We start from the raw sequence: 24,980 nt of genomic DNA, 5'->3' as shown, positions 1-24,980 counted from the left end.
CCCCCTCCCCCGCTCCCCGTCGTACGGTCGGCGTCGTCGGCGCAGGCACCATGGGTGTCGGCGTCGCCCATCGGCTGGCGGCCGCCGGCCACGACGTGACCGTGGTGGACCCCGCACCTGAGGCTCTGGCCACCGCTGTCGAGCGACTGCGCGCCGGGCTGCGCATGGCCACCTTGATGCGCCGCGCACCGGCCGACGGAGCCGGACGCACGGCGGAGCGGGTGCGGTTCCGCGCCGACCTGGACCAGCTGCGCGGCGCGTCCTTCGTCGTCGAATGCGCCCGCGAGAGCATCCCTGTGAAACAGGAGGTCTTCCGCTCCCTCAACACCCTGCTCACCCCCACCACCACGCTCGCCACCTGTACGTCCGCGATCCCGGTCGGCCTGCTCGCCGAGCAGGTCGACGATCCCGGCCGCGTCCTGGGCATGCACTTCATGAACCCCGCCTACGCCAAGGACACCATCGAGATGATCCGCGGCAAGCACACCGGCGAGCAGACCCTCGACGACGCACACGCCCTCCTCGCGAGCATGGGTATGCAGGGCATCGTGGTGAACGACGCACCCGGGTTCGTCTCCAACCGGCTGTCGCACGCCACCTTCAACGACGCGGCCGCCGTGGTCCAGGCCGGCACCGCGGACGCGGCCACCGTGGACCGCCTGTTCCAGGAGTGCTTCGGGCACGCCATGGGTCCGCTGCGCACCGCCGACCTCATCGGCCTGGACACGGTCGTGGACACCCTGCACGTCCTGCACGAACTCACCGACGACGCCCGCTTCACCCCGTGCGCCCTGCTCACCGACCTGGTGGCGGCAGGCAGGCTCGGCCGCAAGAGCGGGCAGGGTTTCCACCGCTATACGCCCACCGCCAGGGCGAGTTGAGCTCACCAACGGGCCGGCGTGCCGGAGCTGCCGTCAGCGGCGGGCGTTGCGGAACGATGTTACGGAAACGCCGTAGCCGAACGCCTCGCGAACATTTTGAACGCCCCTTGTGCTGCAGGAGAGTTGTGGGCGAGGCAGCTGCTGCTGGCTGCGCCTCACGCAGGCGTGGAACCGGCGCCGGCGGTCCCGACGGGGAGCGGTGTGGCGACGAAGACGGAGTCCGGGTCGACCGCGGATTTCACAGCGAGCAAGCGTTCGGTGTTCGGCCCGTAGGCGTTCGCGATCTGGTCGGGAGTCTCCGGCCCCAGGAAGTTCACATAGCCGCCCGGCGAGGAGAACGGCTCGAGCGCCGCGTGAAGCTCTTCCAGCCAGCGCAGGTGCGGTGACCTGCCGTCGCCACTGCCTGCGTTGTCCTTGCCGTCGTTGCCCTCCCACATGGAGATCAGCTCGACCATCAGGTGCGGGTCGCGTCGGCCGAACGCGGTCGAACCGATGGGCGGACGGGTGGCGGCGCCATGGAACTGATGCCACACGATCGCGGAGAACGGTGAGGTGAACTCGCGGGCGGCCCGGTCCAGGACGGTCGCGATGGAGTCGGAGACGCTCTGGACGGTCCGCGTGCGGATCGCGCCCATGCGCCCGGGCGGGAACATGGCGTCCGTCGCGGCCAGCGTCGCGGACCGGGCGACAGGCCCCACTTCGGTGAGCACGGGTGTGCCGAGTCGGGCAAGAGCACGCACCGGGCCGCGCTCGGCGTTCCCCACCTCGAGCTCCCCCGACCAGGTCGGCGCGACGTACACCGTCGGTTCGCCGTCCGGACCGGGAAGAAACCCGACGTCCACTGTCAGCTCGTCCGGACAACCCTGAAGTATTTCTCCGAGGCCGGCGAGAACGCCGGCGCTCTGGGCGACCGGGTACAGGATGGTCCCCGACACCACCATCGGAACGGGATGCAGCCGTATCCGCGCCGAGGTCACGACACCGAAGTTGCCGCCGCCACCGCGCAGCGCCCAGAAGAGGTCCGGGTGATGTTCGGCGTCGGTGTACACGCGTGCACCATCGGCCAGCACCATCTCGGCGCCGAGCAGGTTGTCGGCTGCGAGCCCGAACTGCCCGATCAGGGGGCCGTACCCGCCGCCGAGCGTGAGGCCGACCATTCCGACGGAGCCCGCCGTTCCGGTGACGGCGGTCAGGCCCACCCGCTCGGCGGCGGATACGACGTCGGACGAGAGCGCTCCGCCACCCACCGTCGCGCAACGGTGTTCGACGTCGATCTGGACGTCCCGCATGTCGGTCAGATCGAGAACCAGCCCACCGGGGCGGAATGCCCGACCCCAGAAGTCATGACCTCCGCCCCGCACGGAGAGCGGCACTCCATGATGGCGAGACGCGCGTACTCCCGCCTGCACGTGAGCGGTGGTCGCGCACCGCACGACTACAGATGGACGGACATTGACCGCTGCGTTGAACAGCGCCACTGCTCGTGCGTACTCCGGTCCGTTGGTGAGCACACGGTCCGCGGGGACATGGGACCGCAGCTCGGCCAGCAAGGCAGAGCTGACTGCGTCGTCGGCGTGGGCATCGGCATGGGGATGGGTATAGGACTGCATGGTCACTCCTGTGTGTCGCTCATCGGGTGCGGCCGTCGAGGGCGCTGTGTGGCTCCGGAGACCGGGTGAACGGATCGGGAGGGCGGGGAGCCGGGCTCGGCACAGTGCTGGGCCAGCACGGTCGCCATGTCGGGCAGCAGAACGGCCACGGGGTCGTGTGTCAGCTCCGTCATGCGCAAGCGTCCCCCGAGGGTGGCGACACCCAGGACGTGCTCACCGCGGAGTTGGGTGGTCTGCGCCGGTCCCCACAGAGCGGTGAGAGAGGTTCGGCTGTGTGCCGGCGCCTCCACCGCACCGAGGTTGGTGATCTGGATGTCGGCGGCGGTGACGACGGTCATCATCGCCTCGGCCTCTTCGGGGGTGGCCGGCGGCTGCTGGTTCAGTGCCTCCGAGCCGGCCTTGAGCACCCCCGGTGCGCGCTGGTGTTCCAGAACCTGGTGATGGTGCCGGGCCAGTTCCCAGAGATCCCCGGCCCGGGATGCCTCGCTCGCGGTGCGGGCTCCCGCGAACCGGTTCGCGACAGCGTCGGGCAGACCTGCGGCACGGCGCAGGTCGATCGGGCTCAGCACCCTCACCCGGGTGCGGCCCGCGCGGTGGAGGACCGTGCAGGCGGCGGCGCACAGCGCTGCGTGCACGGACACGCCCTCAGTGCGGCAACGGCTCACGAGTCGTGCGGTCAGAGCGCGTGGCAAGGCCAAGGTGGAAACGTGCGGTGCCCGTCCCGAGAACGGCGTCAGCTCACCGGGCGCGTCCGTCAGCTCGTCCTGGGGTGGCCCCACGTTCGGCGTCGTAGCGTCGAGAGCTCGCAGAAGAGCCTCCTGGGAGGGCGGGACATCCCTTTCCCAGCTCGGCTCGGCGGCCGGCTCGTCGCCGTCGAGAGCGGCGACCAGGTCCGCCACCACGCGCATGCCGCCGATCCCGTCGGTGATCTGGTGAGCGAAGGTCAGCACGATGACGCTGCGGCCGGGCCTTCTACCCAGCGGTACCGGGCCCGGGGAGTTCGGCGGTCGACCAAGACGCGAAGCAACGGGTGCCGTTCCTGCACGCCCCGCAGTGCTCGCGCCAGAGTCTGTTCGGAGACCTGCCGGTCGATCTCTGCGACCAGGGAGAACTGGACGGGGTTTCGGTGCATGTACAGGTCGATGGCCCGCTCGAAGGCTCCGAGTTCCCTCACCGTCTCCGCCTGGGCATGGCTGATCAACACTTACGGGCCCTTTCTCTGGCGAGGTGACGTGACGGCGTCGCTACCTGGAAACACCCTGGTGAGGCGGGAGTTTGGGCTCCTGCGGGGGGATGGCCTCGGCCGGCCGGCTTTCCACCAGGCGCTTCGACGTTTTACGGAAGGCCCAGGCGACGACCAGCGCGGCCGCCACGGTCAGGGGAGTACCCATGGCGATCTTCGCGAAGGCGAGCCAGCCGGTGGCGTCGTGAACGTAGAGCCACTGCTTCACCACGAATCGGCCGCCGAGGACGAGTGCCGCGGCGAGGGTGGCTATGTCGTGTGCCCGCAGCGCCTGACGGTCCTCGCGCCAGGCATACGCGCCGCCGTGCAGGAGGTTCCACGCGACGCCGGACAGGGGGCGGCGGAAGAGGACCGAACCGAAGGTGGCGAGGAAGCCGGCGAAGGCCACCCAGATGCCCAGCAGGAAGAAGTCCTTGGCGGAACCGGTGAGGGCGACGATGCCTGCCGCGACCAGCACGCCGGTCAGGCTGCCGGAGGCGGCGAGGAGACGTTCGCCGCGTACCAGCCGGGCCCCGGTGAGCACCGCGCCGGTGGCGACGGCCGCGATCACGGCTGCCTTCGTGGACAGCAGGGCGAGGGCGATCACGAACACCACGACCGGGACGGTCGAGTAGATGAATCCCGCCGTGCCTCCCAGGGACTCGAGCGTGGGCGGGCGCGGAGCGGGAGGCGGCGTGCTCCTGTGGCTCCTGTCGCGGGTTGAGGAAGGGCCGCGTTTGTCTTGGGGGTGGGACATCGATCACTCCTGTTCACGTGCTGCGACTACAGTGATTTCAGGGCGTCGCTCGTCGCGGTGGTACTGCGGTTCAGGTGCTCCAGCCGCCTCCCACAGCCCGGCTGGCGAGATAGGAATCGCGCAGGGCCTTGCGCAGTCCGGGGACGAGGGTGTCGAACCGCGCCGCATGCGCCTTGAGGTCGGACTTATGAGCGCGGCGGTCTGCCTTGCTCCACACTGAGGTCAGTTCCAGCTCCGCGGCCAGGACGGCCATGGCCAGTTCGTCCGTCAGGTGCTCGGCGGGGGCGCCGTTGAGGACGGTCGAGCGCACTCGGTCCTGGAGGTCGCGCACCAAGTGCGGGCGCATCACGGTGACCCGGTCGGTGGAGATGACCCCTAGCTTTCTCTCCCGCGTGAGGGTGACGTCTCCGCAGGCGAGCAGCTGATCGCGAACCGGGGTCTCGGCGCTGTGCGCCTTGTTGTGCAGGAAGTTGAGCCAGCCCTTGGGCTTGTCCTCGGGCAGGTCGTACCAGACCGCGGCGGTGAACGGATCCTCGGGCGGGTTGCCGGGGAGTCGCCGAACCTTCCCTCCGGTGGCGTCCAGCAGACCCCCACGGGCCAGCTCGGTCATCGCCCCGGCCCGCAGCAGCTGGCCGCGTCCCTGAATGTTGTCCAGCTGGAACTTCTCCTTCTCGACGGTGTAACAGAGCAGGTACAGCTTCTGGGCGAGAGTCGTGGGCACGGTGGTTTTCCTGTAGGTCGGCCGTTGCAAGACGGGGAATATTCACGGAAAGGGGTGGTGCGCGCAGCAGGAGTTTTTCGCTCACCTTTTATCCCGCAGCTTTTCTCGAATCGCCTTTACGGAAACGCCGCTTTGCCTTTCTGGGTTACTACTACCTCTGGTTCGATCCGTGAAACTGGTGACGTTACGGCATACTTTTAAATGCCCAGGAAATGGACATTTCGCGACGAGACCCAGAGCGGGCCGACCGCAGCTCATACGCCCTCCCCTGCGCAGGCCTGCCGTTGCGTCATGGTTTTCAATGGGCCCTTGGCGCGACCGCGCCGACGGCACCGGACGGTGAGGGAGACATCGCTCATGGCGTGGAGCACTCGGGAGATGGCGGAGCTGGCCGGCACCAGCCTCAGGGCCGTACGGCACTACCACGACATCGGCCTGCTCGACGAGCCGGAGCGCCGCTCCAACGGCTACAAGCAGTACGGCGTCAGCCACCTCATCCGGCTCCTCCGGATCAAGCGCCTCACCGCCCTGGGCTTCTCCCTCTCTCAGATCGCGGACATGCGGGAGGGCCCGCACTCTGCCCCGGACCCGCGTGATCTGCGGGCTCTGGACGCCGAGTTGGCTGCCACCATCGAACGACTGCAGCACGCCCGCGCCGAGGTCGGCGCCCTCATGCGCAGAACGGCCGCGAGCGATCTCCCCCTCAGCCTCGCCTCACTGGACGAGACAGCAGACTTCCCTGACCCCGACCGCTCTTTCGTCACCGTCCTCGGTACGGTTCTCGGCCCCAATGGCATGGACGCCTACGCGGACTTGCTCCATGAACAGCCGCAGCCGGTGGCACGCGAATTCGACGAGCTTCCAGCCGATGCGGACGAGCAGGCGCGCCAGAGTCTCGCCGAGCGTCTCGTGCCTTACGTCAGAGATCTTCGGGTCAAGCATCCCGGGCTGCACGACTTAGCCTCGGACGCCCCGCGTGGCCGGCGGCACGCCGGTCGCACCATCGGCAAAGCCATTGCCGATCTCTACAATCCGGCCCAGGTCGACGTAATGCGGCGTCTCCAAGAGCTCCTGTCTGATTCCGGACGTGAGACCGACAAGCCCGAAATCTCCTGAGCCACGTATTCGCAGTAGCCAGGCGGGGGGCTGTCTCGTCCGCAATCACCTGGGTCAGTTAGGCGTGATGGCGAAGGGCCCATTGTTCGCGAAGACGCGCTTGGTGAAGTTCTCGCCGATGCGGCGGTGTCCTTCGGGGCCGGGGTGGATCGCGTCCGGCAGGGGAAACTCGTCGTGGTCGCTCTCGCCGTAGAGGTCGAGTCCGTCGAGGTAGTGGAGGTTCGGGTCCTCGGCGGACCGCTGCTCGACGATATCGGCCAGGACGTCGCGGACGATCGTGAGCGTCAGCCGCCCCGCGGCGGTCTCGGCCGGATCGCCGGTGGCCTTGAACTTCAGGGTTCCACCGGAGAGGTCCGGCATGAGAGGTCCGGGGGTGTTCTCTTGGGTCGGGCACAGGACAGGGGAGACCAGGAGCAGGGGTATCGCGGGGTGGCCCTCCCGGATGGTGTCGAGGAAGCCGTGAATGGCGGGGGCGAAAGCGCGCAGGCGCATGGTGTCCCCGTTGACGACGTTGATGCCGAGCTTGAGGCTGATCAGATCTGCGCGAGTGTCGCGCATCGCGCGGGCGGTGAAGGGGTCGACCAGCGCGCTGCCGCTGAATCCGAGGTTGATCAGCTCCACATCGCCCGCGGAGGCGGCCAGCGCGGGCCAGATGGTGCTGGGGGAGACGGCGTTGGACCCGTGGCTGATGGAGCTGCCGTGGTGCAACCACACCCGGCGCCCGGTCTTCGGGGCCGGCTCGACGGGGGCGTCGCTGCGCAGGGCGACGACCTCGGTGATCTCCGCGTGTGGGAGCCAGATCTCGATGTCCTTCTCGCCGGCGGGCAGGTCGGTGAAGTGGGCGGTGCCGACCGGGCCCGGGGTGAATTCCGCGGTCTGGGTCTGCATATCGGTGATGGTGCGCAGGTTCCCGCCGTCCACGGTGGCCTGGGCGGTGAGGCGGCCGTCGACCAGGAGGTCGTAGACGCCGTCCGGCGGGGGCGGGAAGCCCCGGTAAACGCGTTTGGTCGGCAGGGTGTCAAGGCGGATGGTGGTGGCGCTGGTACGGAAGGCCAGCCGGACACCGGAGGGCTGGGCCTCGGCCACGGCCAGCTGGTCATCGGGAATCTGGCGGCGCGCGCGGGCAGGCAGCCGGTGCGGCAGCAGGCCGTGTGCAGTCTCCTCCACGTCGAGGTGCCCGCGCAGGAAGTCGGCGGTGATGGGGGTGGTGATCAGCTTCTGTTCGGTGCTCATTGCCTCAAGCCTTGTCGTTCTGGGGTGAAGGTGCTGCCGGGTCGGTACGGAGAAGCCGTCGCGATGGACGCGACGGGTCAGGAGGCGGACCGGCTCCGCAATGCGGTGTCGAGGCAGTCCAGAGTCCAGGCCCAGGACTGCTGCGCGGCAACGTCCGTGTGGTCGAAGGCACCGGCTGCCTCCAGGGAGGCGTAGCCGTGGAAGACGCTGCCCAGCATCCGGACCGCGTGTGTCTGGTCCGGCTCGGCCAGCTCGTAGCCACGCAGGATCGCCCGCGTCATCTGCGCGTGCCGGACGCCGGCGCTGGCCGCGGCGGTCTGCGGGTCGAGCCGGTAGCGGGCTGCTTCGTACCGGCCGGGGTGCGCCCGGGCGTAGTCCCGATAGGCGTTCGCGAAGGCCGTCAGGGCGTCCTTCCCCGCGCGCCCGGCCACGGCGTCGGCGACCCGGTCGGCGAGCTCCTCCAGCGCGAACAGCGCGATCCGGGTCTTGAGATCGTGGGAGTTCTTCACGTGCGCGTACAGGCTCGCCGGTTTCACGCCGAAACGCCGGGCGAGCGCGGACAGGGTCACCTGGCCGAAACCGGCCTCATCGGCGAGTTCCGCACCAGCGAGCGTCACCCGTTCCGGGCTCAGTCCTGCCCGAACCACAACCATCACCCTCTCTCGGTAGGCCTACGATCAGCATGCATCTCCCTACACCTTATAGGCAAGTGGGTATCGCCCTTAGGTTTGATGTGCTGCGGAGGGGGTGAGTGCGACGGCAGGGCAGGGGCAGGCCCTTTGCCCGAGCAAGATCAGACGTGACGGACCGCACCCGGCTCGGCCCGCGGTTCGAGGGCGCGCTCGTCCGCGTGGCAGAACGCGTCCTTCGTGGGCATCTCACCCTCAACGAGGTATCGCGTGGTGGTGTTCAGCGCGCAGGAGTTGTCGCCCAGGACGTACACGCCGTGCCCGCTGTCGTCGACGCTGACCAGCCGGGCGCGGTTGCCGAACTTCTCGCGCAGCATCTTCCCGCCCTGGTACGGGGTCGACGCGTCCCGCCGGTTCTGCAGGAGCAGCACGTTGCGCGGGCCTTTGGTATCGATCTTCACGGGTGGTTCGGCGGGGGCGTGCGGCCAGAAGGCGCACGGTGTGATGTTGGCGGTGGCGGCGCCGAACAGCGGGTAGCGTTCGCGGTCCTCGGCGACGCCTCGCCGGTAGGTGCTGACGTCCTCGGGCCACTCGACGTCGTTGCAGGTGACGGAGAGAAATACGGTCAGGGCGTTGTCGGTCGGCGACGGCGCCCCGTCCACCCCTTTCCCCTGGGCGGCCGGCAGGCCGCGGAGCGCCGTCTCGTCGCCTTCGAGGATCGCCTGCCAGGTCTGTGCCAGTTGGGGGTACTGCGTCTGTTTGAACAGGTGGCCGAATGTCAGAAGCCGGAAGAGACTGCCGTCGATCCCCGCGACCGGAGCCTTGTCGAGGGTGCCGGCCATGGTGAGGTAGGACGCGCGGACCTGGTGGGGCGTGCGGCCCAGGCCGTAGCTGTCGTGCCGGCGGGCGGCCCACTTCGCGAAGTCCGGCAGGGTCTGTTCCATGCCGAACGCGTAGCGGCGCAGGCCGTCGCGGTCGAGGTGGGTGTCCCCGATGTTGCTGTCGAGCACGATCCGGTCGGCGCGCTCGGGGAACATCGACGCGTAGGCGGCGCCGAGTGCGGTGCCGTAGGAGTAGCCCAGGTAGCTGGTCTTCTCCTCGCCGAGCGCGGCCCGTATCCGGTCCAGGTCGCGAGCGGTGTTCGCGGTGGTGAGGTGGCGCAGTCGGCCGTCGTGGTCGTTGTCCGCGCACTGCTCGGCCGCCTGCTCGGCGACCTTCGCCTGCGCGGTGACCGCGGCGTCGTCGGCCGCGTAGGGCGGGATGTTGGAGTAGTAGGGGCTGTCCGTGGTGAAGCCGCAGCCGACGGGTGCGGAATGACCGATCCCGCGGGTGTCCATGCCGATCAGGTCGTAGCGGTCGGTGACGCTGCTGGGCAGGCCCCGGGCCACCAGCAGCGCGGAGAGCGCGAGCCCGGACCCGCCGGGGCCGCCCGGGTTGAGCATGAGGACGCCGCGCCGCTTGTCCGGGTCGGCGGCGGCCAGCCGGGAGACGGTGAGGTCGATCTGCTCGCCCTCCGGGTCGGCGTAGTCCAGCGGTACGGGCACGGCGGCGCACCGCAACTCGGTCGGAGCGGCTTCGGCCACGACGTCGTCGGGGCACTGGCCCCACTCCACCAGCGGCGCCTTCGGCTCCTCCGCGGCGGCGGGCACGGGAGCCAGCGAGCCGCCCAGGCCGAGAACCACCACGAGGGCCAGGCTCCGGCCGACACTGCCTTGTCGTTTCATGTCCAGTCTCCGCATACCGGTTGGGGGGCGGGGTCGAGGCCATCCCACTCCGTGCCCTAGGGGCATGGTCAACACCGGTCGGTGTGGAACCGGCGGGTGGTTGACCGTGCCGCAGGGGCACGGTTTTGAATGAGCTCGCAATGAGCGCCGGGACCGATGCTGGAGAAAGGGCTTCTGGTGGCGTGGAGTACGCGTCAGCTGGCGGAACTCGCGGGCACGACGACCAAGACCGTCCGGCACTATCACGACCTCGGCCTGCTGGAAGAGCCGGAACGAGCGTCCAACGGCTACAAACGGTACGGCGTGAGCCATCTGGTCCGCCTGCTGCGCATCCGCAGAATGACCGACCTCGGCGTGGCCCTCGCGGACGTCCCCTTGGTCGAGAGCGGCGACGCGAAGGCGCTGCAGATCCTCCGGCACCTGGACGTCGAACTCGCGGCGGACATCGAACGCAAGCAGCGGATGCGGCGGGAACTGGCGGCCGTCATGGGGAACCGGGCCGCGCTAGACATGCCCCCGGAATTCAGGACGCTCGCCGACGACCTGCCCGAGGCCCAGCGGTCCCTGCTGCTGGCCTACTCCAGCATCCTCACCCCCGAGGCGATGGCAGTCCTCCGAGAACAGCTCGCGGGCCCTCGCGGAAATCTCGAAGCGGAGTTCGCGGCGCTCGACGAGGACGCTCCCGACGAGGTGCGGCAGCGACTTGCGGAGCGGATGGCGCCCGAGGTCCGCCAACAGCACAGGGATCACCCCGTCTTGGCCGACCTGGGGGCCTCCTCGCACCGGGAAACGGCGGTCGCCGAGTCGGTCGTCGTGCACGCGCTGAGCGAGTTCCACAACCGCGCCCACCTCGACGTGCTGCGACGCGTCCACGCGATCCTCTTCGAGGGCGAAACCGCGGAGAGCGAAAGCTTCGAGGGCGACACCGCGGAGAGCGAAAGCAAGGACGTCCGGCCATGAACCGGTTCCTCGGCCCGCTCCGGTGGAGAGGCCCGGCGGACGCGGCTCGCGGCTCAGGCGTCGGGGATCCATGAGCCGTGGATGCCCGCCGGGACGCGGCGCGGCAGTTCGACCGCGGCGACCGGTGGCCGGGTGATGTCCCGTGCGCTCAGGATGAGGAGTTCGGAGGCGTCCCGGGCGAGATCGCTGACGAGGGTCATGAGGTAACCGTCGTCCTCGGCCGTCCCCCCGGCCGCCGGCACGAAGTACGGCTCGCCGTACATCCGCCCGGGCCCGGCGTCCACGATCTGCCGCTGCCCGGTCAGCGCGTCGTATTTGACCAGCGCATACCGCTCCAGACCCGCGCCGGGGAAGGCGACGGTGTACGTGTAGCGGTGCGCCGAGCCGGTCAACGCCTCGTTGATCGTGGCGAACTCGGTGACGAGGGAGTCGAGCCGCTCCTCACGGGCGGTCCCGGTGACCGGGTCCAGGACCCAGCGGTGCCGCATCGAGCCGACGAGGGGCACGGGCGGGTGACCGGGGGCGCCGGTCCACCACTTCCAGCTGCTTTCCCAGGACGACCGGTCGTAGCGGGGGCCCTCCACGACGATCCTTCCCGCCGCGTCCTCGTAGGCGTTGGTCACATGGATCATCGCGCCGGCCTCCACCTCGTACCAGACGGGCTCGGCGGATCCATCGCGCGGCATCACGCCGATCCGCGGCCGGTACGTGTCGCTCCAGCGGTACGGGATCCCGGAGTGCTCCTCGGCGTCGAAGACGACCGGCAGGTCGAGCCAGACGGTGTGGTGCGCGGTGAGGCCGAAGTCGTGCATCAGAGTGGGGCCCGCACCGGGCACGACCCGGCTTCTGATCAACTCCCCCTGCGCGTCGGCGACGTAGTACGTCAAGTACGGCGGAAGGGACGAGTAGCCGAAGAAGTGCAGTTCGCCGGTCTCCGGGTCCTCCTTGGGGTGTGCCGTCATGGCGGTCGTGAGTCTGCCCCGGAAGTCGTACGCGCCGATCGTGTCGAGCTCGGGGCTCACCTCGAAGGGCAGGTTGGCCTCCTGCAGGGCGAGGATGCGGCCCGCGTGCTCGATGACGTGGGTTCCCGCGACGCTGGCGGTGAGGTCCACGGTGCCGTCGTCGCGGACCAGCGGAGCACCCTCCAGGGCGAGGGTGCGGACCCAGCGGTTGCGGTACCACTCGGCGCGGCCCCCGCCGAGACGCACACCGTGCAACATGCCCGCGCCGCGGAACCAGTGGGTGGGCTTCTGGCCGGGTCCGGGGTTGTGCCCGTTGCGGAAGTAGCGGCCCGACAGCTCGGGCGGAACGGCGCCTCGGACGGTCAGGTCCCATGCGGTGACCTCGTCGGGGACAGGGGCGAAATGGTTGGTGAGGTAGGGCGGTTGGTGGCGGTCGGCGCCGGTGTCGGTACTGGTCCTGGCGTCGGCTCCGGTACCGATGTCCGCGCCCGCACCTGTGGCCGCATGGGTGTCGCTCATCGCCTCGGTTCTCCTTGTTGGCGTGGATGGATCCGCTGGGGTGCGTGTTCACCGGTTGCCGCGCGTGGGGTCCGGTCGGCGCGCGTGGGGTCCGGTCGGCGGCCGGTGCCGGTCAGGGGGTGAGGACGACCTTGCCGCTGACTGTGCCGGACTCGGCGAGCCGCATGGCGTCGGCAACGCGGGCCAGGGGCAGTTGAGCGGCGACGTTCGCGGTGATCTCGCCGCGTTCGAGCGCGGCGAACACCTCGCCGAGGTCGGCGCGCAGCCGGGCCCGGAAGCGGTCCTTGCTGAAGGCGCGGCCCGCCCAGACGTTGAAGAAGTACGCGTGACCCCGTTGGGCAGGCCGTTCCACAGCCACACCCGGCCGAGGATCTTGAGCACGGGCCACTGTTTGGACCCGGTGTCGTCACGGGTGGCCGCGGTGCCGTACGAGACGAGCGTGCCGCCGGGAGCGAGCAGCCCCCACGAGTCGATGACACTGCGCCCGCCCACATGGTCGAAGACCGCGTCCACACCTCCCGGGGCCAACTCCCCGACCCGGCGCGGCACATCCTCGGTCCGGTAGTCGACCGTCCGGACGCCGAGCCGCCGCAGGGCCTCGTGGTGGCGGGCGGACGCCGTGCCGATCACGCGCGCACCGGCGGCGAGGGCCAGCTGGACCAGCAGCGAGCCGACCCCGCCGTTCGCCCCGTGCACCAGCACCGTCTGGCCGGCGCGGACCCGGGCCTTGCGGTGCAGCATCTGCCAGGCGGTGATGCCGTTCACCACCGCGGTCTCCGCCTCCGCGGCGCCCACTCCCCCGGGCACCTCGACGACGTCTGCCGCATCGAGCAGGACCTGGTTGGCCCAGCCGCCGGTCTTGGTCAGCGCGGCGACCCGCTTTCCGACGAGCGAGGGCGCGACACCGGGGCCGGCCGCCAGCACCGTACCGACGAGGTCGTAGCCGGGGACGAACGGAAACGGCGGCTGGTCGTAGTAGCGGCCTCGACGCATCTGCTGCTCGGCGAACGAGACGCCGGTCGCCTCCATCTCGACGACGACCTGTCCGGCCCCCGCGACCGGCAGGGGGCCGCGCCGCAACTCCAGACCCTCCGGCTCGACCCCCCCCGGCAGTACGACCTCGACCAGCTCCGTAGCATTCATTTTACGGCCCCTAACTTCAGATAGCTCTTGCTGCTGTAGTTAGAAGGTATAACCCTCGCAAGAACTCGTCAAGGATTTGAGTGATACCCTCTAACTCAAGCATCAAGGCGTCAGGGTGCAGGCAACGAAGAGCAAGGGAAGAGCAGGCGAGGCGGCATGTCCGAGACCGGCGGGACGGGCACGGCAGGGAGCAAAGGCGCGGGGACGCGGACCGCGCCCAGCACCGGTTCACCTCGCGAGCGGTACCGGGCGCAGGTGCGCGCCGAGATCAAAGAGCGGGCGTGGGAGCAGATCGCCGATGCGGGTGCCTCGGCGCTGTCACTGAACGCGATCGCCAAGCGGATGGCGATGAGCGGACCGGCGCTCTACCGCTACTTCGGCAGCCGTGACGAGCTGATCACCGAACTCATCCGGGACGCCTACCGCGACTTGGCCGACACCTTCCGCGCCGACGCCGACACCTGGCGCGCCGACGCCGAGGACGGCGCCGGCCCCGGCGCCGGCGCCGAACTCGTGAGCCTCGCCCACACCCTGCGCCGGTGGGCGCGAGCCGACCCCCACCGGTACTTCCTCGTCTACGGCACTCCCGTGCCCGGTTACCACGCCCCGGACGACGTCACCGGGATCGCATCCGAGATCATGGCGGCACTGCTCGACGCCTGCGCCAAGCTCCCGGCCCGCGCCTCGACCGAGGTCGACGAACAGCCCTTCGATCGCCACCTCAAGGCACACAGACAGTGGGCAGGCGAGCACCCGGCCACGCCGGCCCAGCTCCACCGCGCCCTCTCCTTCTGGACCCGGCTGCACGGCGTGCTTTCGCTCGAACTGGCGGGCCACTTCACCGGGATGAGCTTCGACGCGAACGCCTTCTTCGAAGCGGAGCTGGAAGGACTGCTCGCGCCGGCCTGAACCTGTTTGCCGCCCCCCCGGCCTCCCGGCCTCCCGGCCTCCCGGCCCAAAGACCAACTGGTCCAAACGGAACTGCTCAGCGGTGGCTCCGTGACTCCTCGGTGGAACTGCACGAACGCCTGCCTCGCGCAATGGGGACGACCAGGAAGAAGACTTCGGCGAGGAAGACGACGGCCAGGTAGCGCGGTGCCTGGGGGACTATCCGCCAAGGGGTTCTGCTGGACGTTCACCCCCGGACGTCCAGGGCGAAGCAGCGGTGGTCAGCTGGCGACTCCTACTGCCCCGTCTCTGCCCCTGTTCGACCGCGGTCCCCCTTGTGGTTGCGGCCCCGACCAGATGCCTGGTCGGGCCACGTTGTTGCTGAGCGGATCTCAGAGTTCGTCGCGCGTCACTCTCCGCCGGGCCAGATAGCCCACTCCCCAAATGGCTGCGAATATCGCTACTATCCCCAGACCTGCCGGTTTACCGGCTACGGTCAAGGCAAGGCCAATGCACGCGCCACATATGGCGAAGATGGTAGAGAGCATGAAGAGCCGGGACGTCATCCTTGCCCTCTTGAAATAGTTATCTTCCATTCGCGCCTCCGTTAGCTGTTTTCGCCTTCTCCGGACCATAGGCTGCAGGACAAGTAACTTCCGACGCCGTCAACCGCGTCTTGTACTAGGGCCTGTCTGACAATTCCCGTCGGATCAGTGAGCGTCCGCCGAGCCAGCAGTTACCGGAGGTGCGCCGACCGTCCGGCGGGTATTGCAGGGCAGGACCTACGAACGGCGAGCCAGCAGGTGGGCGTCGAGGAAGCCCCGTTCGGAGGCCGGATCATGGAGCAGCCGGGCGAAGGGAACGAGCCCGGCATCAGCCAGCAGTTCGGCGAGGCGGTCCGCCGGCCAGCTATAGGCAGGCGCCACCTTGTGGTCGAACCGGACCGGCTCAGGCCCGTCGGTCCCGAAGAAGGAGACCAGGAGCAGGCCACCCGGCGCCAGGACGCGTACCTGCTCGGCGAGCAGCTCCGGCAGTTCCCCCGCAGGGGTGTGGATCATCGAGTAGTGGGCCAGTACGCCGCCGAGCACGCCGTCCTCGATCGGCAGGGACTCCATCCGCGCCTCCTGGAAGCGGAGCGCCGGATGGGCCTGCCTGGCGTGGTCGACCATGCCGGGCGAGAGGTCAAGTCCGAAGGCGTCCAAGCCCAGTTCGTGCAGCATGGCCGTCAGATGTCCGGGCCCGCACCCGACGTCAGCTGCCCGCAGGTTGCCCGTCGCGCGCACCAGTTCGGCGAAGGTGCCGATCATGGCCCGGGCGAACGGCTGTGTCTCCAGCCGGTCTGCGAATAGCGATGCGTACAGCTCGACGACTCCGTCGTAGGCCGCCCTGGTCTCGTCCTGATGATTCGCCACAGGCAGGACTCTATAGCCGGTCTGATAATTGATCTTGTGACAGGTCGAGGTGAGGTGGCGGACGTGGTGTGGGAGCGGATTGAGCCCATGTTGCCGCAGACGGACGGGCGTGGCCGCCCATGGCGTGATCATCGGCAGGTGGTTAATGGTGTGCTGTGGCGGCTGCGGACCGGGGCTCCTTGGCGCGACCTGCCCGAGCGGTACGGGCCATGGCAGACCGTCTACGAGCGGTTCGCCCGCTGGGAGGCGGACGGCACCTGGGCAAGGCTGTTGGAGCACGTCCAGGTCCGTGACGACGCGGTGGGCCGGGTGGAGTGGACCGTCGCCGTCGACTCCACGATCAACCGGGCCCATCAGCACGCTAACGGCGCACGCAAAAGGGGGCCCCAGGCAGGGACAAATTGGAAGATCCGGGCCACTCACAGGCGCGCCAGGCCCTCGGCCGCTCCCGCGGCGGACTGACCACCAAGGTCCACCTCGCCGTCGATGGCCGGGGCCTGCCCTTGTCGATCGTGCTCACGCCCGGCAATGCCCACGACGCCACCGCGTTCACTCAGGTCCTCGACGAGATCCGCATCCCACGGCCCACGCACGGCGCCGACGCGGGTGTTGGGCGACAAGGCCTATTCCAGCCGAGCGATCCGCCACCTGCTGCGGCGCCGGGGCATCGCTGCCACGATTCCCGAACGCCGCGACCAGGTCGCCAACCGCCGCCGACGCGGCAGCCTCGGCGGCCGCCCACCCGCCTTCAACAAGGAGATCTACCGCGACCGCAACGTGGTCGAACGATGCTTCGCCCATCTCAAGCAGTTCCGTGCGATCGCCACCAGGTTCGACAAGCTCGCCACTCGTTACCGCGCTGGAGTCGTCCTGGCCTCGCTGGTCCTCTGGCTTCGCGAACCAACCAGGTGATCATTTGTCAGACACGCCCCAATAAGGGACCGCAGTACCGGGCGGGTCTTGCAGGCCGTACCGTGCCCCACGGCGCCCCAGCGGGACCAGGACGCGTAGCGGCGGACCTCATGCTCGCCCAGGGCGGCCAAGCTCTTTCTGGATTGGAAGAAATTTTCTACTCGCCATCTTGATCCAGCGACTCACACCAGAGCGTGGTCAGCGGCACCGGCGTGGCGAGTAGCAGCGGCAGTAGGCGAGTTCGCCGGTGCCGCGGTTGCGACCGATCAGCAGTTGGCGACTGCCGGGACTTGGGTCGGCGAGGTCGATGACGGCCCAGTCGTAGAAGCGATGGCCTTTGGCTCCGGCCTCGGCGGAGAGCTTCTGCCAGGCTCGTTTGGGCACTTCTTGGCCAGTGTGTCCGCACGGAACTCCCCCGCGTCGGTGGTGACTTCGTACGAGCAGGCCGCCGCGAGGATGTAGCCGGTGCCGTGCTTCTCCAGCGCGTCTCGCAGCTTGGAGTTGCCGCCGTAGACCTCGTCGCGCGCGACCCATGCGGCCTGAGGGCCGGCGTCGAGGATCCGGGCGACGGTTCCCGGTCCACTGCCGCGTGCCCGCACCGACCGGTGTAGACCACGTAGACGGTGACCTGAGCGTTCTCGATCCTGCCCACGGTGCCGGTGTACTGGCGCTGGATGCCGCCCGTGCCGGTGCCCTTCTTCACGCCCTCGGTCTCATCGACCACCAGCACCGCCCGGTCGTCCTGCAGGTGCTCCACCACGTACTCGCACAGGTCGTCGAGTACCGGGCCGGCTTCCCACTTGGCCCGGACGAGCAGGTGCTGCATGCCGTCCGGGGCGGCCTCCCCCGCCCACTCGGCGATGGTCCAGCAGTTCTTGCGCGGCAGGTCCGACAGCAGCCCGAGCACCAACTGCCTCGCTCGACGCCGGGGTTCGACCCGCGCAAACCGCCCCGCTATCCGGCTCAGCAGGCCGTCGAACGCCTCCTGCCAGCGGGCAGGGTCTACACTGCGACCCGCGGTCACCGCATGATCTTCAGCCTTCACACGCCGAGGATCAGCGGTGCTCGCACCGTCTCCACAGCGTGTCAGGGTCGCGCAGCGTCCGCCTGCCATCCCGTGTCAGGAGGACATGTGCAACGTGGCGAAGTCTGGTGGGTCGAGTTCGACGAGCGGCGGCTGGTCGTACTGCTGTCGGTAGACGACGCGTCCGGGACCCGAGTGATGCAGGTCGTCGCTCCGGCTGGCGTCGACATCAGCGGTCTGGGCGTCGAAGTGGCAGTAGGCGCCATGGAAGGGCTGCCCTTTGAAGGCGTGCTGCGGTTCGCGGTCCCCCGTCCAGGCTTTACTCCGTGCACGTGGCTGACCACCGTGTCCCGCGACGACCTGATCGAGCGGGCGGGTGCCCTGTCCTCAGCGAAGCTCAGCGAGATCGAGGATGCCCTACGGCTCAGCGGACTCGCGTAGGCCGAGGAGGAACAGACGCCCCCGGTGGCGTGGCCGATCTCGTCCAGACGATCGACGCTGGCCACCTGTGCCCTCGGTGCCCCTCACCATCGAGATCACGATCTACGGCTGGAGTACTAGGCGCCGCGCATTTTCGCCGTGGACTTCCTGGCCGGGGCGGGTACGGCCTACCGCCAGTATTTTCTGTCAGCCTTCTTCGTGGTGTCCATCTTCGTGGTGTCTTTTCTGCAAGGCGGTTGATCAGGATGGGAACACAGCCGACGGACTCACGATCGCCGATCTCTCGATCATCCTGGATGCCTTTCTGCACGCAGTCCAGGGGAGCCCAAGGTTTCGGCTGACGAGTCCGTGGAACCGTCCTGAGCGGGCATAGCTGCTTAATTCAGGCCCTACGTGACGGGAATAGGGCGGCGGTAATTACGCTCGCGCCATTTCTTCGCCTCCGGATCCCACGTGAAGGCGACACGGTATCCGTCTTCACGTACCGTCGCGGCGACCCAATAGCCGTCGTGGTCCCAGCGGATCGTCGCGGTCGTGCCGGGGCGCCGATCGGATTCGCTGAGCGGTGCGTCCGCGGCGCACAGCTCGGGAAGCTGAGCAAGCGCCTCGGGTTCGACGGCTACCTTCATCTCGACCAACCACCCGTCCTCGGTACGCAGGTGGATGAGATCCACGACGTCGGCAGGATTGTCGAGACTCGCTCGCGCCTGTCGATGAATGAACCGGTGCATGATTTCGCGCGTCCCCGAGCCCATCCCCTTGGCCAGAGCGTTCCCGAAGTAGGTGGAGATCGCTTGCAGGAACGGAGTTGCCGTCATCGTCGCCACGACGAGCAAGATGTCTGACAACTCGGCAGCAGGTGCTGCGGGGTGGTCGTTGCCCGAGCCGTCCTCGGGAGGTTCTGGTGACCCGTAGGTGCGTTCGCTGCTCATGATCCCCTGCCTGATCGCCGCCACTTGTCACTCGTCGAGGACCCGGGGTATTCAGAGCCGTCTCCGTTGCCTCGTGCTCGCGCGAAGTGGTACAGCCGCACGGCGCTCGACCTGCCCGGGATGCGACTGCCTCAGATCAGTCACACCGTATCTCTGTTGTCGGGCCGTTCGGCACAGACCGGCACGATGCCCCGGCCGGTCCAGGGGCATCTGACCCACGGAGGTGCGATGCGACAGTCGTTGGCGCATGCAGTCGGATCGACGACGGCTCCGAGTCGCTGGTTCAGCTGAACGTGCGTCGGTAGGTCTGCGGGCTGACGCCGGTGGTGCGTTTGAAGCGGTCGCGGAAGGTGGTCGGTGAGCCGAAGCCGACCTGGCGGCCGATGCGCTCCACGGCGTGCTCCGTGGTTTCCAGCAGGTGCTGTGCCTGGCGGATGCGGGCTCGGTTCAGCCACTGGAGCGGGGTGGTGCCGGTCTGGTCGCGGAAGCGCCGGATCAGGGTTCGGGTGCTGGTCCCGGCCCGCTCGGCGATGTCGGCGAGGGAGAGGTCGCGAGCCAGGTTTCCCCGTAACCAGGTGAGCAGCACCTCGAGTTCGGAGCCCTGCGGTGCGGGAGCGTGATCGTGGACGATGAACTGCGCCTGCCCGCCTTCCCGTTCGAGGGGCATCACTGACAGGCGTGCGGCGTCGGCGGCGACGGCCGAGCCGTAATCGCGGCGGATCATGTGCAGACACAGGTCCATGCCCGCCGCGGCACCGGCCGAGGTGAGCAACTGGCCGTTGTCGACGTAGAGGACGTCGGGGTCGACGTCGATGTCCGGGTGAGTGGTGGCCAGAAGACCGGCCGCGCGCCAGTGGGTCGTCGCACGCAGGCCGTCGAGGAGGCCGGTGGCAGCCAAAGGGAAGGCGCCCACGCAAATGGATGCGATCCGGGTGCCGACGGCAGCGGCCGACCGCAGCGCATCGTGCACGGTGGGAGGGAGCGGGGCGGTGACATCGGTGACGCCCGGCACGATGATCGTGTCCGCGCGCTGAAGGCCCTCCAGACCCCAGGGGGCACGCAGGATGAAGGCTCCGGCGTCAATCTCGTCGCGTTCGGCGCACACCCGGACCTGGTAGCCGGGCCGCCCGTCGGGCAGGCGGGTCCGGGAGAAGACCTCGATCGGGGTGGACAGGTCGAACGGGATCACCTGGTCCAACGCGAGAACGGCGACCGTATGCATGGCCAGAACCTACCTGCCCATCAGCTGGGCGGACCTGGGGCCACCCTTGCGGAAGTTCCATGTCATCGCAGTTCACGCCCTTCGAGAAGGTGTTGGCATTATTCCGTCGGAACGTGTCACTAGTGCCGCTGGGCGAGCACCCGGGAAGCCGGTTGACTCAGAGCGTCCCGATGGAAATCGACGCCGAGGGAACACCCATGCACATCCAGATCGTCCTGTTCGATGGCTTCGACTCGCTGGGTCCTCGTGAAATCGTCAGCGGTACCGGAGGGCTGACGCTGCACGCCCCGGCGCCGTCGACCTGGAGCGTGCCGAAATGCTTGTGGTGCCCGGCGCCTCCGGTCGCGTGGGCGGACCCGGCGAGGCCCCGGAAGAAGAGGCGGGCTTCGGCGAGCCAACGCGGGACGAGTTCACCCCCGTACTGCTGGGACGCACGCTGACCATCGAGCTTCCCGCACTCCTCGAAGAACTCTTCTCCCACGAGCGGCGCGGCACCGTCTGGCGCGCGCCCCTCGTCGCCGTCGGCCCGGTCACCGTCGCCGCGAGCATCTTTCCCCCAACGCTGGGCCGCCCCTTCGGCGTTGCCTGACGATCGCCTCGAACCCGCGCCCACCTCAAGCCCACCTCACTTTGAGCGGCTCCAAGGAAGAAGTCATCCCCTTATGCACCTCGTGTCACCGGTGATCGTCGGCATCATCTACTGCCTGCTGATGTCCTTGATCAAAGAGCCGCACCGACGTCACTTCAACGCGATCATGGTGGGCGGGGCCGGCGCCGCCTATTTGAGCGGGGGCGGATTCGGCCCGTGGGAACTCCCCTTCGTCGCACTCGTGGCTTACGTCGCCTACCGTGGCCTGGACTCCTGGGCCTTCATCGGCGTCGGCTGGCTGCTCCACACCGCCTGGGACATCGCCCACCACCTCAAGGGCCATCCGATCCTGCCGTTCTACCACGACGCATCCCTGGCATGTGCCATCTGTGATCCGGTCATCGCCCTGTGGTGCTTCCGCGGAGGGCCTTCCCTGATCGAGGCCCGAAGGCTGTTCGAAGACGGCATGGAGAGGGTGTGGAACAAGTCCAAGTCAGCCGGGAACTGATGCTGCTGCCCAGCCCTTGAGGTACTGGCCGGGGTGCTGTCCGGCCTCAGCTCGGAGGCCGCCGAGCAGCTGGAAGTCATCCCGGCCGCCCTCGCCGCGTTACGTGAACGCGTCGAGCACGACCCGGCGGCAGTTGCCCCGATGTCCGTGCGTCCGTGGATTCCGGTGGCGATGGTACGGCCGCGACAGTGGATCATGGGGGCATCATTGTCTGTTATCAGGGGAATTTGATGTCCAGCGCCACCGACCCGCTCGCCCAGCGTGCCCGAAGAGCGGCGATTACTGCGGCCGTAATTGCTGCACTCATCGCAGCAGCCGGGTGCAGCTCCAGCAGTAACGGCGCTAAGGGGAACCCTTCAGAAGGCAGCCCGAATCGGGCGGCGTCCGCTGCCCCGAAATCCTCGGGCGGGGAGCGGGCCGCCAAGCTCATCAGCAAGGCGATCGACGTAACGCTCGATCAGGACTATCTCCGTTCGACCCGGCGGATGAAGACCGAGGGCACCACCGTCATGCACAGCGCGATGTCTGGCGACACGACGGTATGCAAGACGCACGCTGGGAAGGGTGCTGCGACCTTGGACTGGGTCATCACTCCGTCGGCGCTCTACACACGCGGCAGCAAGGAAGCGCTCCAACTGGCGTCCGAAGCCAAGAATGACCCGACGCGTGTGAAGGTGCTGGCTGACAGGTGGGTGAAACGCAATGCCGACGTCTACGCGGTGATGCGTGACATGTGTGCGCCGAAAACCCGGCGGGACTATCTGGAAGAACGTCTGCCCTCCCTTGGTCAGCTCAAAAAGACACCCTCGACGCAGCGGCCTGCGACGGTTCAGGGCCGACCCGCGACAAGAATCACTTACAAGTGGGAAGGAGGGTCGGTGGAGTTCCACATCGCCACCGAAGGCAAGCCCTTCCTTCTGCGGGTCACCAACCCCGCCATGGATCTCGATGAGTCCTTCAGCGACTTCGGCAAGCCCTTCCGCGTGGCCGCGCCCCCAGGAGCGGCCACTGACGAGGAGATGGCGGAAGAAGTTCTCGCGGCCCAGTGAAACGGTGACGCGTGGCTATGCGCCGGGAAGTCTCCTTCCCGGCGCAATCTGTTCCGGGCGGGGTTTCTACAGGTCGAACTCCAGGTTCAGTACGTCGTTGATCTGGACTTCCTGAAGGGAGCCGGCGCGGCGGCCGCCGTCCTGGAAGTAGACCTCCTTGAGGGCTTCGGCGGTGAGTTCGCGCAGCTGGGCTTCGCCCGCGCCCTGTTCCCGGGCGTTGAAGAGGCGGGCCGCGTGCTGGGGCGGGAGGGCGACGGTGAGGTGCCGGACGCGGGCCTCGTCCGTCGTGCCCATCGGCGCCCCGGCGTAACCGAGGCGGGCGTGGACGTCGATGACGATGCCGTCGGTCGTTGCCGCCTTCTGCCTGGCCTTGGCCCGGATCTGCGGCTGCCAGCGGGCCTTCACCTCGCGTTCCAGGCGCGCGGCAAGGTCCGGGCGGGGCTTTTTGATCTGGTCCTTCACGTATCGCTCGACGGTGCGCTGGGAGACGCGCAGCAGCTGGGCGACCGCCCTGGTGCCCTTCATCTGCTTGACCAGGTACCGCATCTGCGGGCCCGCGTTCTTGGGTGCCGGACGCGTGAACGCCTTGTGCACCGCGGTGTCCAGGCCGTCCCCGAAGAGGCTCATCGTGGCCTTCTCCTACTCTCCGTTGTCGAGTTCGGTGACGGTGCCGTCCTTGATGTACCGGGCGAGGTTGAGCTCCGGCGCGTCGAACCGCTCGCGGACCTCTTCGCCCCACAGGACGGTCTGGGTGCCCTCGTGCTTGACCAGGCCGGGGTTGATGCCGAGCTTGAAGCCGCCGGGCAGCGGCTTTCCGTCCCGGTAGGGCAGGAAGTCCAGCGGGCTCTCGCCGTCGGCCGCGTAGACGACGCAGTCGGAGAGGATCGCGACCGGGTACTGCCCGGTGAACGCCGCGTGCTTGACGATCTTCCGGTGCAGGTTGATGCGCGTACGGGAGATGACCGCCGCGCGGATGTCCGGCCGCCACGTCGGACGGGACAGTGCCCGCCACGGCTCGCCCGGCCGCCAGCCCTCACCGCGCGGGCGTTCGCGGAGCTTGCCCAGGCCGCCCTTCACCGTCGCCTTGACGGCCGCGACGACGATCGCCAGCTCCGGGTCACGGCTCTTGTAGCCGTCCATCGCCGCGAGGAAGTCGGCCGGGTCGAGGTCGGCGGCGACGCCGAGGTCGGCCATCGTGGCCAGGTAGGCGTCGCGCAGGCGGGTGTACCAACTGTCCAGGTAGCGGCCGTTCTCGTACCGTACGTACGCCTCGACGGGGTGCACCTCACAGCCGAGCTCGTGGGCGTAGGCCACGGTGGGAGTCGCGTACCAGGCCGGGCCGGTCGGGCGGTCGCCCTTCGGCGTGAAGGGGCTGGGCAGCAGCGAGCCGTCCAGCTCCACCCATTCCTTGCCGACCTTCACCTTCGACAGGTCGACATGGGAGAGGTCGACCAGCCATGAGCCGGGCAGCTTCGGGTCGAACACCGGGTTCTTGACATATGTCGGCGCGCCCAGGCCCACGGGCAGCCCGTTCGCTCCGGCGGCGAACGCCATGTTGACGTCCAGGCCCACGAGGTTGCGGCGCATGCATTCGGCGTCGGTGAGCGGACGCGCCCAGTCGTACGCCTCCTCGAACAGCTTCTCCGCCGGGGTACGGATGTGAAAGCGCGGCAGGTCCTTGAGCAGCGGGTGCCCATCGGGGGCCTCGCATGGAGCCGGGTCCACCGGGTCCTTGCCCAGCGAGCCGGGCGTTTTGTCGTCGGCCTGACGCAGAGCGCCCGTCTCCTCATCCCGTACGGCATACGTCGACGGGTGCAGCGCCGTCATCAGCTCCAGGCCGGTGACGGCGGTGGAGCCGCGCGGCGTCATCACCCGGGACGCGTACACGCCCAGCACCCGCGCGAGTTCGGCGGGCGGCAGCTGCGCGGCGTGGCCCCAGTGCCGGGTGTCCAGCGCGTTCCACGACGGAATGCACAGCTGCACGCACTGGCGGTCCGACCCCGTGGCCGGGCGGTAGATTCGCGCCCACGGCCCCAAACCGCGCTTGGTCAGCTTCCACTCCGCGCGGGTCAGTTGCTTGATGACCTTGTGGTTCTCCGGGATCCGCCCGGCGAGCCGCTCCTCCTCGGTGAAGGCGACGGGCAGGCCAAAGCGCTCCAGGGCGGTCTCGGTGAGTACGAGCAGCGGGTCGGCCGGCCTTCCCGGACCGGACAGCTTCGGCTGCCCGAGCTTCGCTTCCTTGAGCGTCCAGTCCACCAGGGACGGGAGGGACTTGGCGGGCACGTCCAGGACCAGACCGCCGACGCAGTACGCCAGTACCTTGCCCTCCTCGACGTCGACGACCGCCAGCGGACCGTTCTCGAACCGCGGGTCGGCGCTGGGCGGGGGCGTGGCCGGGGTCGCCTTCTTCCCGCCCGGGGGGCGCGACGGCGAGGACGGCCTGGTGGTGCGCGCCGGGCGCGGTGCGGCCGTCGTAGCCACGGCGACGGGAGCAGGGGCAGGGGCGGGGACGACGGGAGCAGGGGC

The 24,980-nt window shown here is 68.8% G+C and carries 22 protein-coding genes and 3 pseudogenes; 9 read left to right on the top strand and 16 right to left on the bottom strand.

The features are described 5' to 3' along the window. Nucleotides 1–881 (top strand): 3-hydroxyacyl-CoA dehydrogenase family protein (locus GKQ77_RS06515; RefSeq protein ID WP_308117565.1); only part of this gene is annotated, 881 nt, incomplete at its 5' end. Nucleotides 882–1,036: 155 nt separating this feature from the next. Here GKQ77_RS06515 and GKQ77_RS06510 read toward each other — a convergent pair. The 4 genes from GKQ77_RS06510 to GKQ77_RS06495 all read right to left on the bottom strand — a co-directional run bounded on the left by GKQ77_RS06510 (nt 1,037) and on the right by GKQ77_RS06495 (nt 5,191). Next, a complete protein-coding gene (locus GKQ77_RS06510) occupies nt 1,037–2,491 on the bottom strand; it encodes an FAD-binding oxidoreductase (RefSeq protein ID WP_219687754.1) in 1,455 nt (484 codons plus the stop codon). Nucleotides 2,492–2,493: 2 nt separating this feature from the next. Further along, entirely contained in the window at nt 2,494–3,441 is a 948-nt protein-coding gene (locus GKQ77_RS06505) for a phthiocerol/phthiodiolone dimycocerosyl transferase family protein (RefSeq protein ID WP_258020925.1), read from the bottom strand. A 294-nt stretch (nt 3,442–3,735) separates the two neighbouring features. Continuing rightward, nucleotides 3,736–4,470: a DUF3159 domain-containing protein gene (locus GKQ77_RS06500; protein WP_219687750.1), complete on the bottom strand. Its 735-nt coding sequence runs from the start codon at nt 4,468–4,470 to the stop codon at nt 3,736–3,738. A 70-nt stretch (nt 4,471–4,540) separates the two neighbouring features. Next, nucleotides 4,541–5,191: a GOLPH3/VPS74 family protein gene (locus GKQ77_RS06495; protein WP_219687749.1), complete on the bottom strand. Its 651-nt coding sequence runs from the start codon at nt 5,189–5,191 to the stop codon at nt 4,541–4,543. A gap of 378 nt (nt 5,192–5,569) precedes the next feature. On the opposite strand from GKQ77_RS06495, the gene GKQ77_RS06490 reads away from it, so the two are divergent. Next, the gene (locus GKQ77_RS06490) at nt 5,570–6,307 is read left to right on the top strand and encodes a MerR family transcriptional regulator (protein WP_258020924.1); all 738 of its coding nucleotides are present in this window, start codon (nt 5,570–5,572) and stop codon (nt 6,305–6,307) included. Nucleotides 6,308–6,361: 54 nt separating this feature from the next. Here GKQ77_RS06490 and GKQ77_RS06485 read toward each other — a convergent pair whose 3' ends face one another. From GKQ77_RS06485 to GKQ77_RS06475, 3 genes are all read right to left on the bottom strand, one after another. Then, the gene (locus tag GKQ77_RS06485) at nt 6,362–7,540 is read right to left on the bottom strand and encodes a GDSL-type esterase/lipase family protein (RefSeq protein WP_219687747.1); all 1,179 of its coding nucleotides are present in this window, start codon (nt 7,538–7,540) and stop codon (nt 6,362–6,364) included. A 77-nt stretch (nt 7,541–7,617) separates the two neighbouring features. Continuing rightward, nucleotides 7,618–8,187, bottom strand: a complete 570-nt coding sequence (locus GKQ77_RS06480; RefSeq protein WP_219687753.1) for a TetR/AcrR family transcriptional regulator — start codon at nt 8,185–8,187, stop codon at nt 7,618–7,620. A gap of 146 nt (nt 8,188–8,333) precedes the next feature. After that, nucleotides 8,334–9,893, bottom strand: a complete 1,560-nt coding sequence (locus tag GKQ77_RS06475; protein WP_219687746.1) for an alpha/beta hydrolase — start codon at nt 9,891–9,893, stop codon at nt 8,334–8,336. 156 nt (nt 9,894–10,049) lie between these two features. Here GKQ77_RS06475 and GKQ77_RS06470 point away from each other — a divergent pair, with 156 nt between their 5' ends. After that, a complete protein-coding gene (locus GKQ77_RS06470) occupies nt 10,050–10,853 on the top strand; it encodes a helix-turn-helix domain-containing protein (protein ID WP_258020923.1) in 804 nt (267 codons plus the stop codon). A 53-nt stretch (nt 10,854–10,906) separates the two neighbouring features. Here the strand turns inward: GKQ77_RS06470 and GKQ77_RS06465 are convergent, their stop codons facing one another. Both GKQ77_RS06465 and GKQ77_RS06460 read right to left on the bottom strand, forming a co-directional pair. Continuing rightward, nucleotides 10,907–12,334, bottom strand: coding sequence for a carotenoid oxygenase family protein (locus GKQ77_RS06465; protein WP_219687745.1), 1,428 nt, complete (start codon nt 12,332–12,334; stop codon nt 10,907–10,909). A 112-nt stretch (nt 12,335–12,446) separates the two neighbouring features. After that, nucleotides 12,447–13,477: pseudogene (locus tag GKQ77_RS06460) on the bottom strand (medium chain dehydrogenase/reductase family protein). A 156-nt stretch (nt 13,478–13,633) separates the two neighbouring features. Here GKQ77_RS06460 and GKQ77_RS06455 point away from each other — a divergent pair. Next, nucleotides 13,634–14,386, top strand: a complete 753-nt coding sequence (locus GKQ77_RS06455) for a TetR/AcrR family transcriptional regulator (RefSeq protein ID WP_219687744.1) — start codon at nt 13,634–13,636, stop codon at nt 14,384–14,386. A gap of 761 nt (nt 14,387–15,147) precedes the next feature. Here GKQ77_RS06455 and GKQ77_RS06450 read toward each other — a convergent pair. Continuing rightward, the gene (locus tag GKQ77_RS06450; protein WP_016640957.1) at nt 15,148–15,777 is read right to left on the bottom strand and encodes a class I SAM-dependent methyltransferase; all 630 of its coding nucleotides are present in this window, start codon (nt 15,775–15,777) and stop codon (nt 15,148–15,150) included. Nucleotides 15,778–15,813: 36 nt separating this feature from the next. Between GKQ77_RS06450 and GKQ77_RS06445 the strand changes: the two are divergent. Next, a pseudogene (locus GKQ77_RS06445) lies at nt 15,814–16,714 on the top strand (IS5 family transposase). Between the two features lie 173 nt (nt 16,715–16,887). Here GKQ77_RS06445 and GKQ77_RS34050 read toward each other — a convergent pair. Further along, complete coding sequence (locus GKQ77_RS34050) at nt 16,888–17,073, bottom strand: hypothetical protein (RefSeq protein WP_372459839.1); 186 nt, start codon at nt 17,071–17,073, stop codon at nt 16,888–16,890. A gap of 172 nt (nt 17,074–17,245) precedes the next feature. Next, nucleotides 17,246–17,803 (bottom strand): annotated as a pseudogene (locus GKQ77_RS34045) (IS701 family transposase); the annotation flags it as partial. A gap of 18 nt (nt 17,804–17,821) precedes the next feature. On the opposite strand from GKQ77_RS34045, the gene GKQ77_RS06435 reads away from it, so the two are divergent. Further along, nucleotides 17,822–18,154, top strand: a complete 333-nt coding sequence (locus GKQ77_RS06435) for a type II toxin-antitoxin system PemK/MazF family toxin (RefSeq protein WP_219687742.1) — start codon at nt 17,822–17,824, stop codon at nt 18,152–18,154. Between the two features lie 389 nt (nt 18,155–18,543). Here the strand turns inward: GKQ77_RS06435 and GKQ77_RS06430 are convergent, their stop codons facing one another. After that, on the bottom strand, nt 18,544–19,086 hold the full coding sequence (locus tag GKQ77_RS06430) for a hypothetical protein (protein ID WP_219687741.1): 543 nt from the start codon (nt 19,084–19,086) through the stop codon (nt 18,544–18,546). A 283-nt stretch (nt 19,087–19,369) separates the two neighbouring features. After that, entirely contained in the window at nt 19,370–20,308 is a 939-nt protein-coding gene (locus GKQ77_RS06425; protein WP_219687740.1) for a GlxA family transcriptional regulator, read from the bottom strand. A 316-nt stretch (nt 20,309–20,624) separates the two neighbouring features. Between GKQ77_RS06425 and GKQ77_RS33825 the strand changes: the two genes are divergently transcribed. From GKQ77_RS33825 to GKQ77_RS06410, 3 genes are all read left to right on the top strand, one after another. Beyond that, nucleotides 20,625–20,897, top strand: a complete 273-nt coding sequence (locus GKQ77_RS33825) for a hypothetical protein (RefSeq protein ID WP_219687739.1) — start codon at nt 20,625–20,627, stop codon at nt 20,895–20,897. Between the two features lie 73 nt (nt 20,898–20,970). Further along, nucleotides 20,971–21,405, top strand: coding sequence for a DUF6010 family protein (locus tag GKQ77_RS06415; protein WP_219687738.1), 435 nt, complete (start codon nt 20,971–20,973; stop codon nt 21,403–21,405). Between the two features lie 230 nt (nt 21,406–21,635). Continuing rightward, complete coding sequence (locus tag GKQ77_RS06410) at nt 21,636–22,454, top strand: hypothetical protein (protein ID WP_219687737.1); 819 nt, start codon at nt 21,636–21,638, stop codon at nt 22,452–22,454. Nucleotides 22,455–22,520: 66 nt separating this feature from the next. On the opposite strand, the gene tpg is transcribed toward GKQ77_RS06410, so the two are convergent. Both tpg and tap read right to left on the bottom strand, forming a co-directional pair. Continuing rightward, nucleotides 22,521–23,081 carry a telomere-protecting terminal protein Tpg gene (tpg, locus tag GKQ77_RS06405; RefSeq protein ID WP_219687736.1) on the bottom strand — a complete coding sequence of 187 codons (561 nt, stop codon included), beginning with the start codon at nt 23,079–23,081 and terminating at the stop codon, nt 22,521–22,523. 12 nt (nt 23,082–23,093) lie between these two features. Then, nucleotides 23,094–24,980, bottom strand: a 1,887-nt coding sequence (tap, locus tag GKQ77_RS06400) for a telomere-associated protein Tap (RefSeq protein WP_258020921.1), incomplete at its 5' end; no start/stop codon positions are given.

Source organism: Streptomyces anatolicus (genome assembly GCF_019400875.1).
GTDB lineage: Bacteria > Actinomycetota > Actinomycetes > Streptomycetales > Streptomycetaceae > Streptomyces > Streptomyces anatolicus.
Note: the sequence above shows the minus strand (reverse complement) of the source record. Positions and strands in the feature narration are given on the sequence as shown.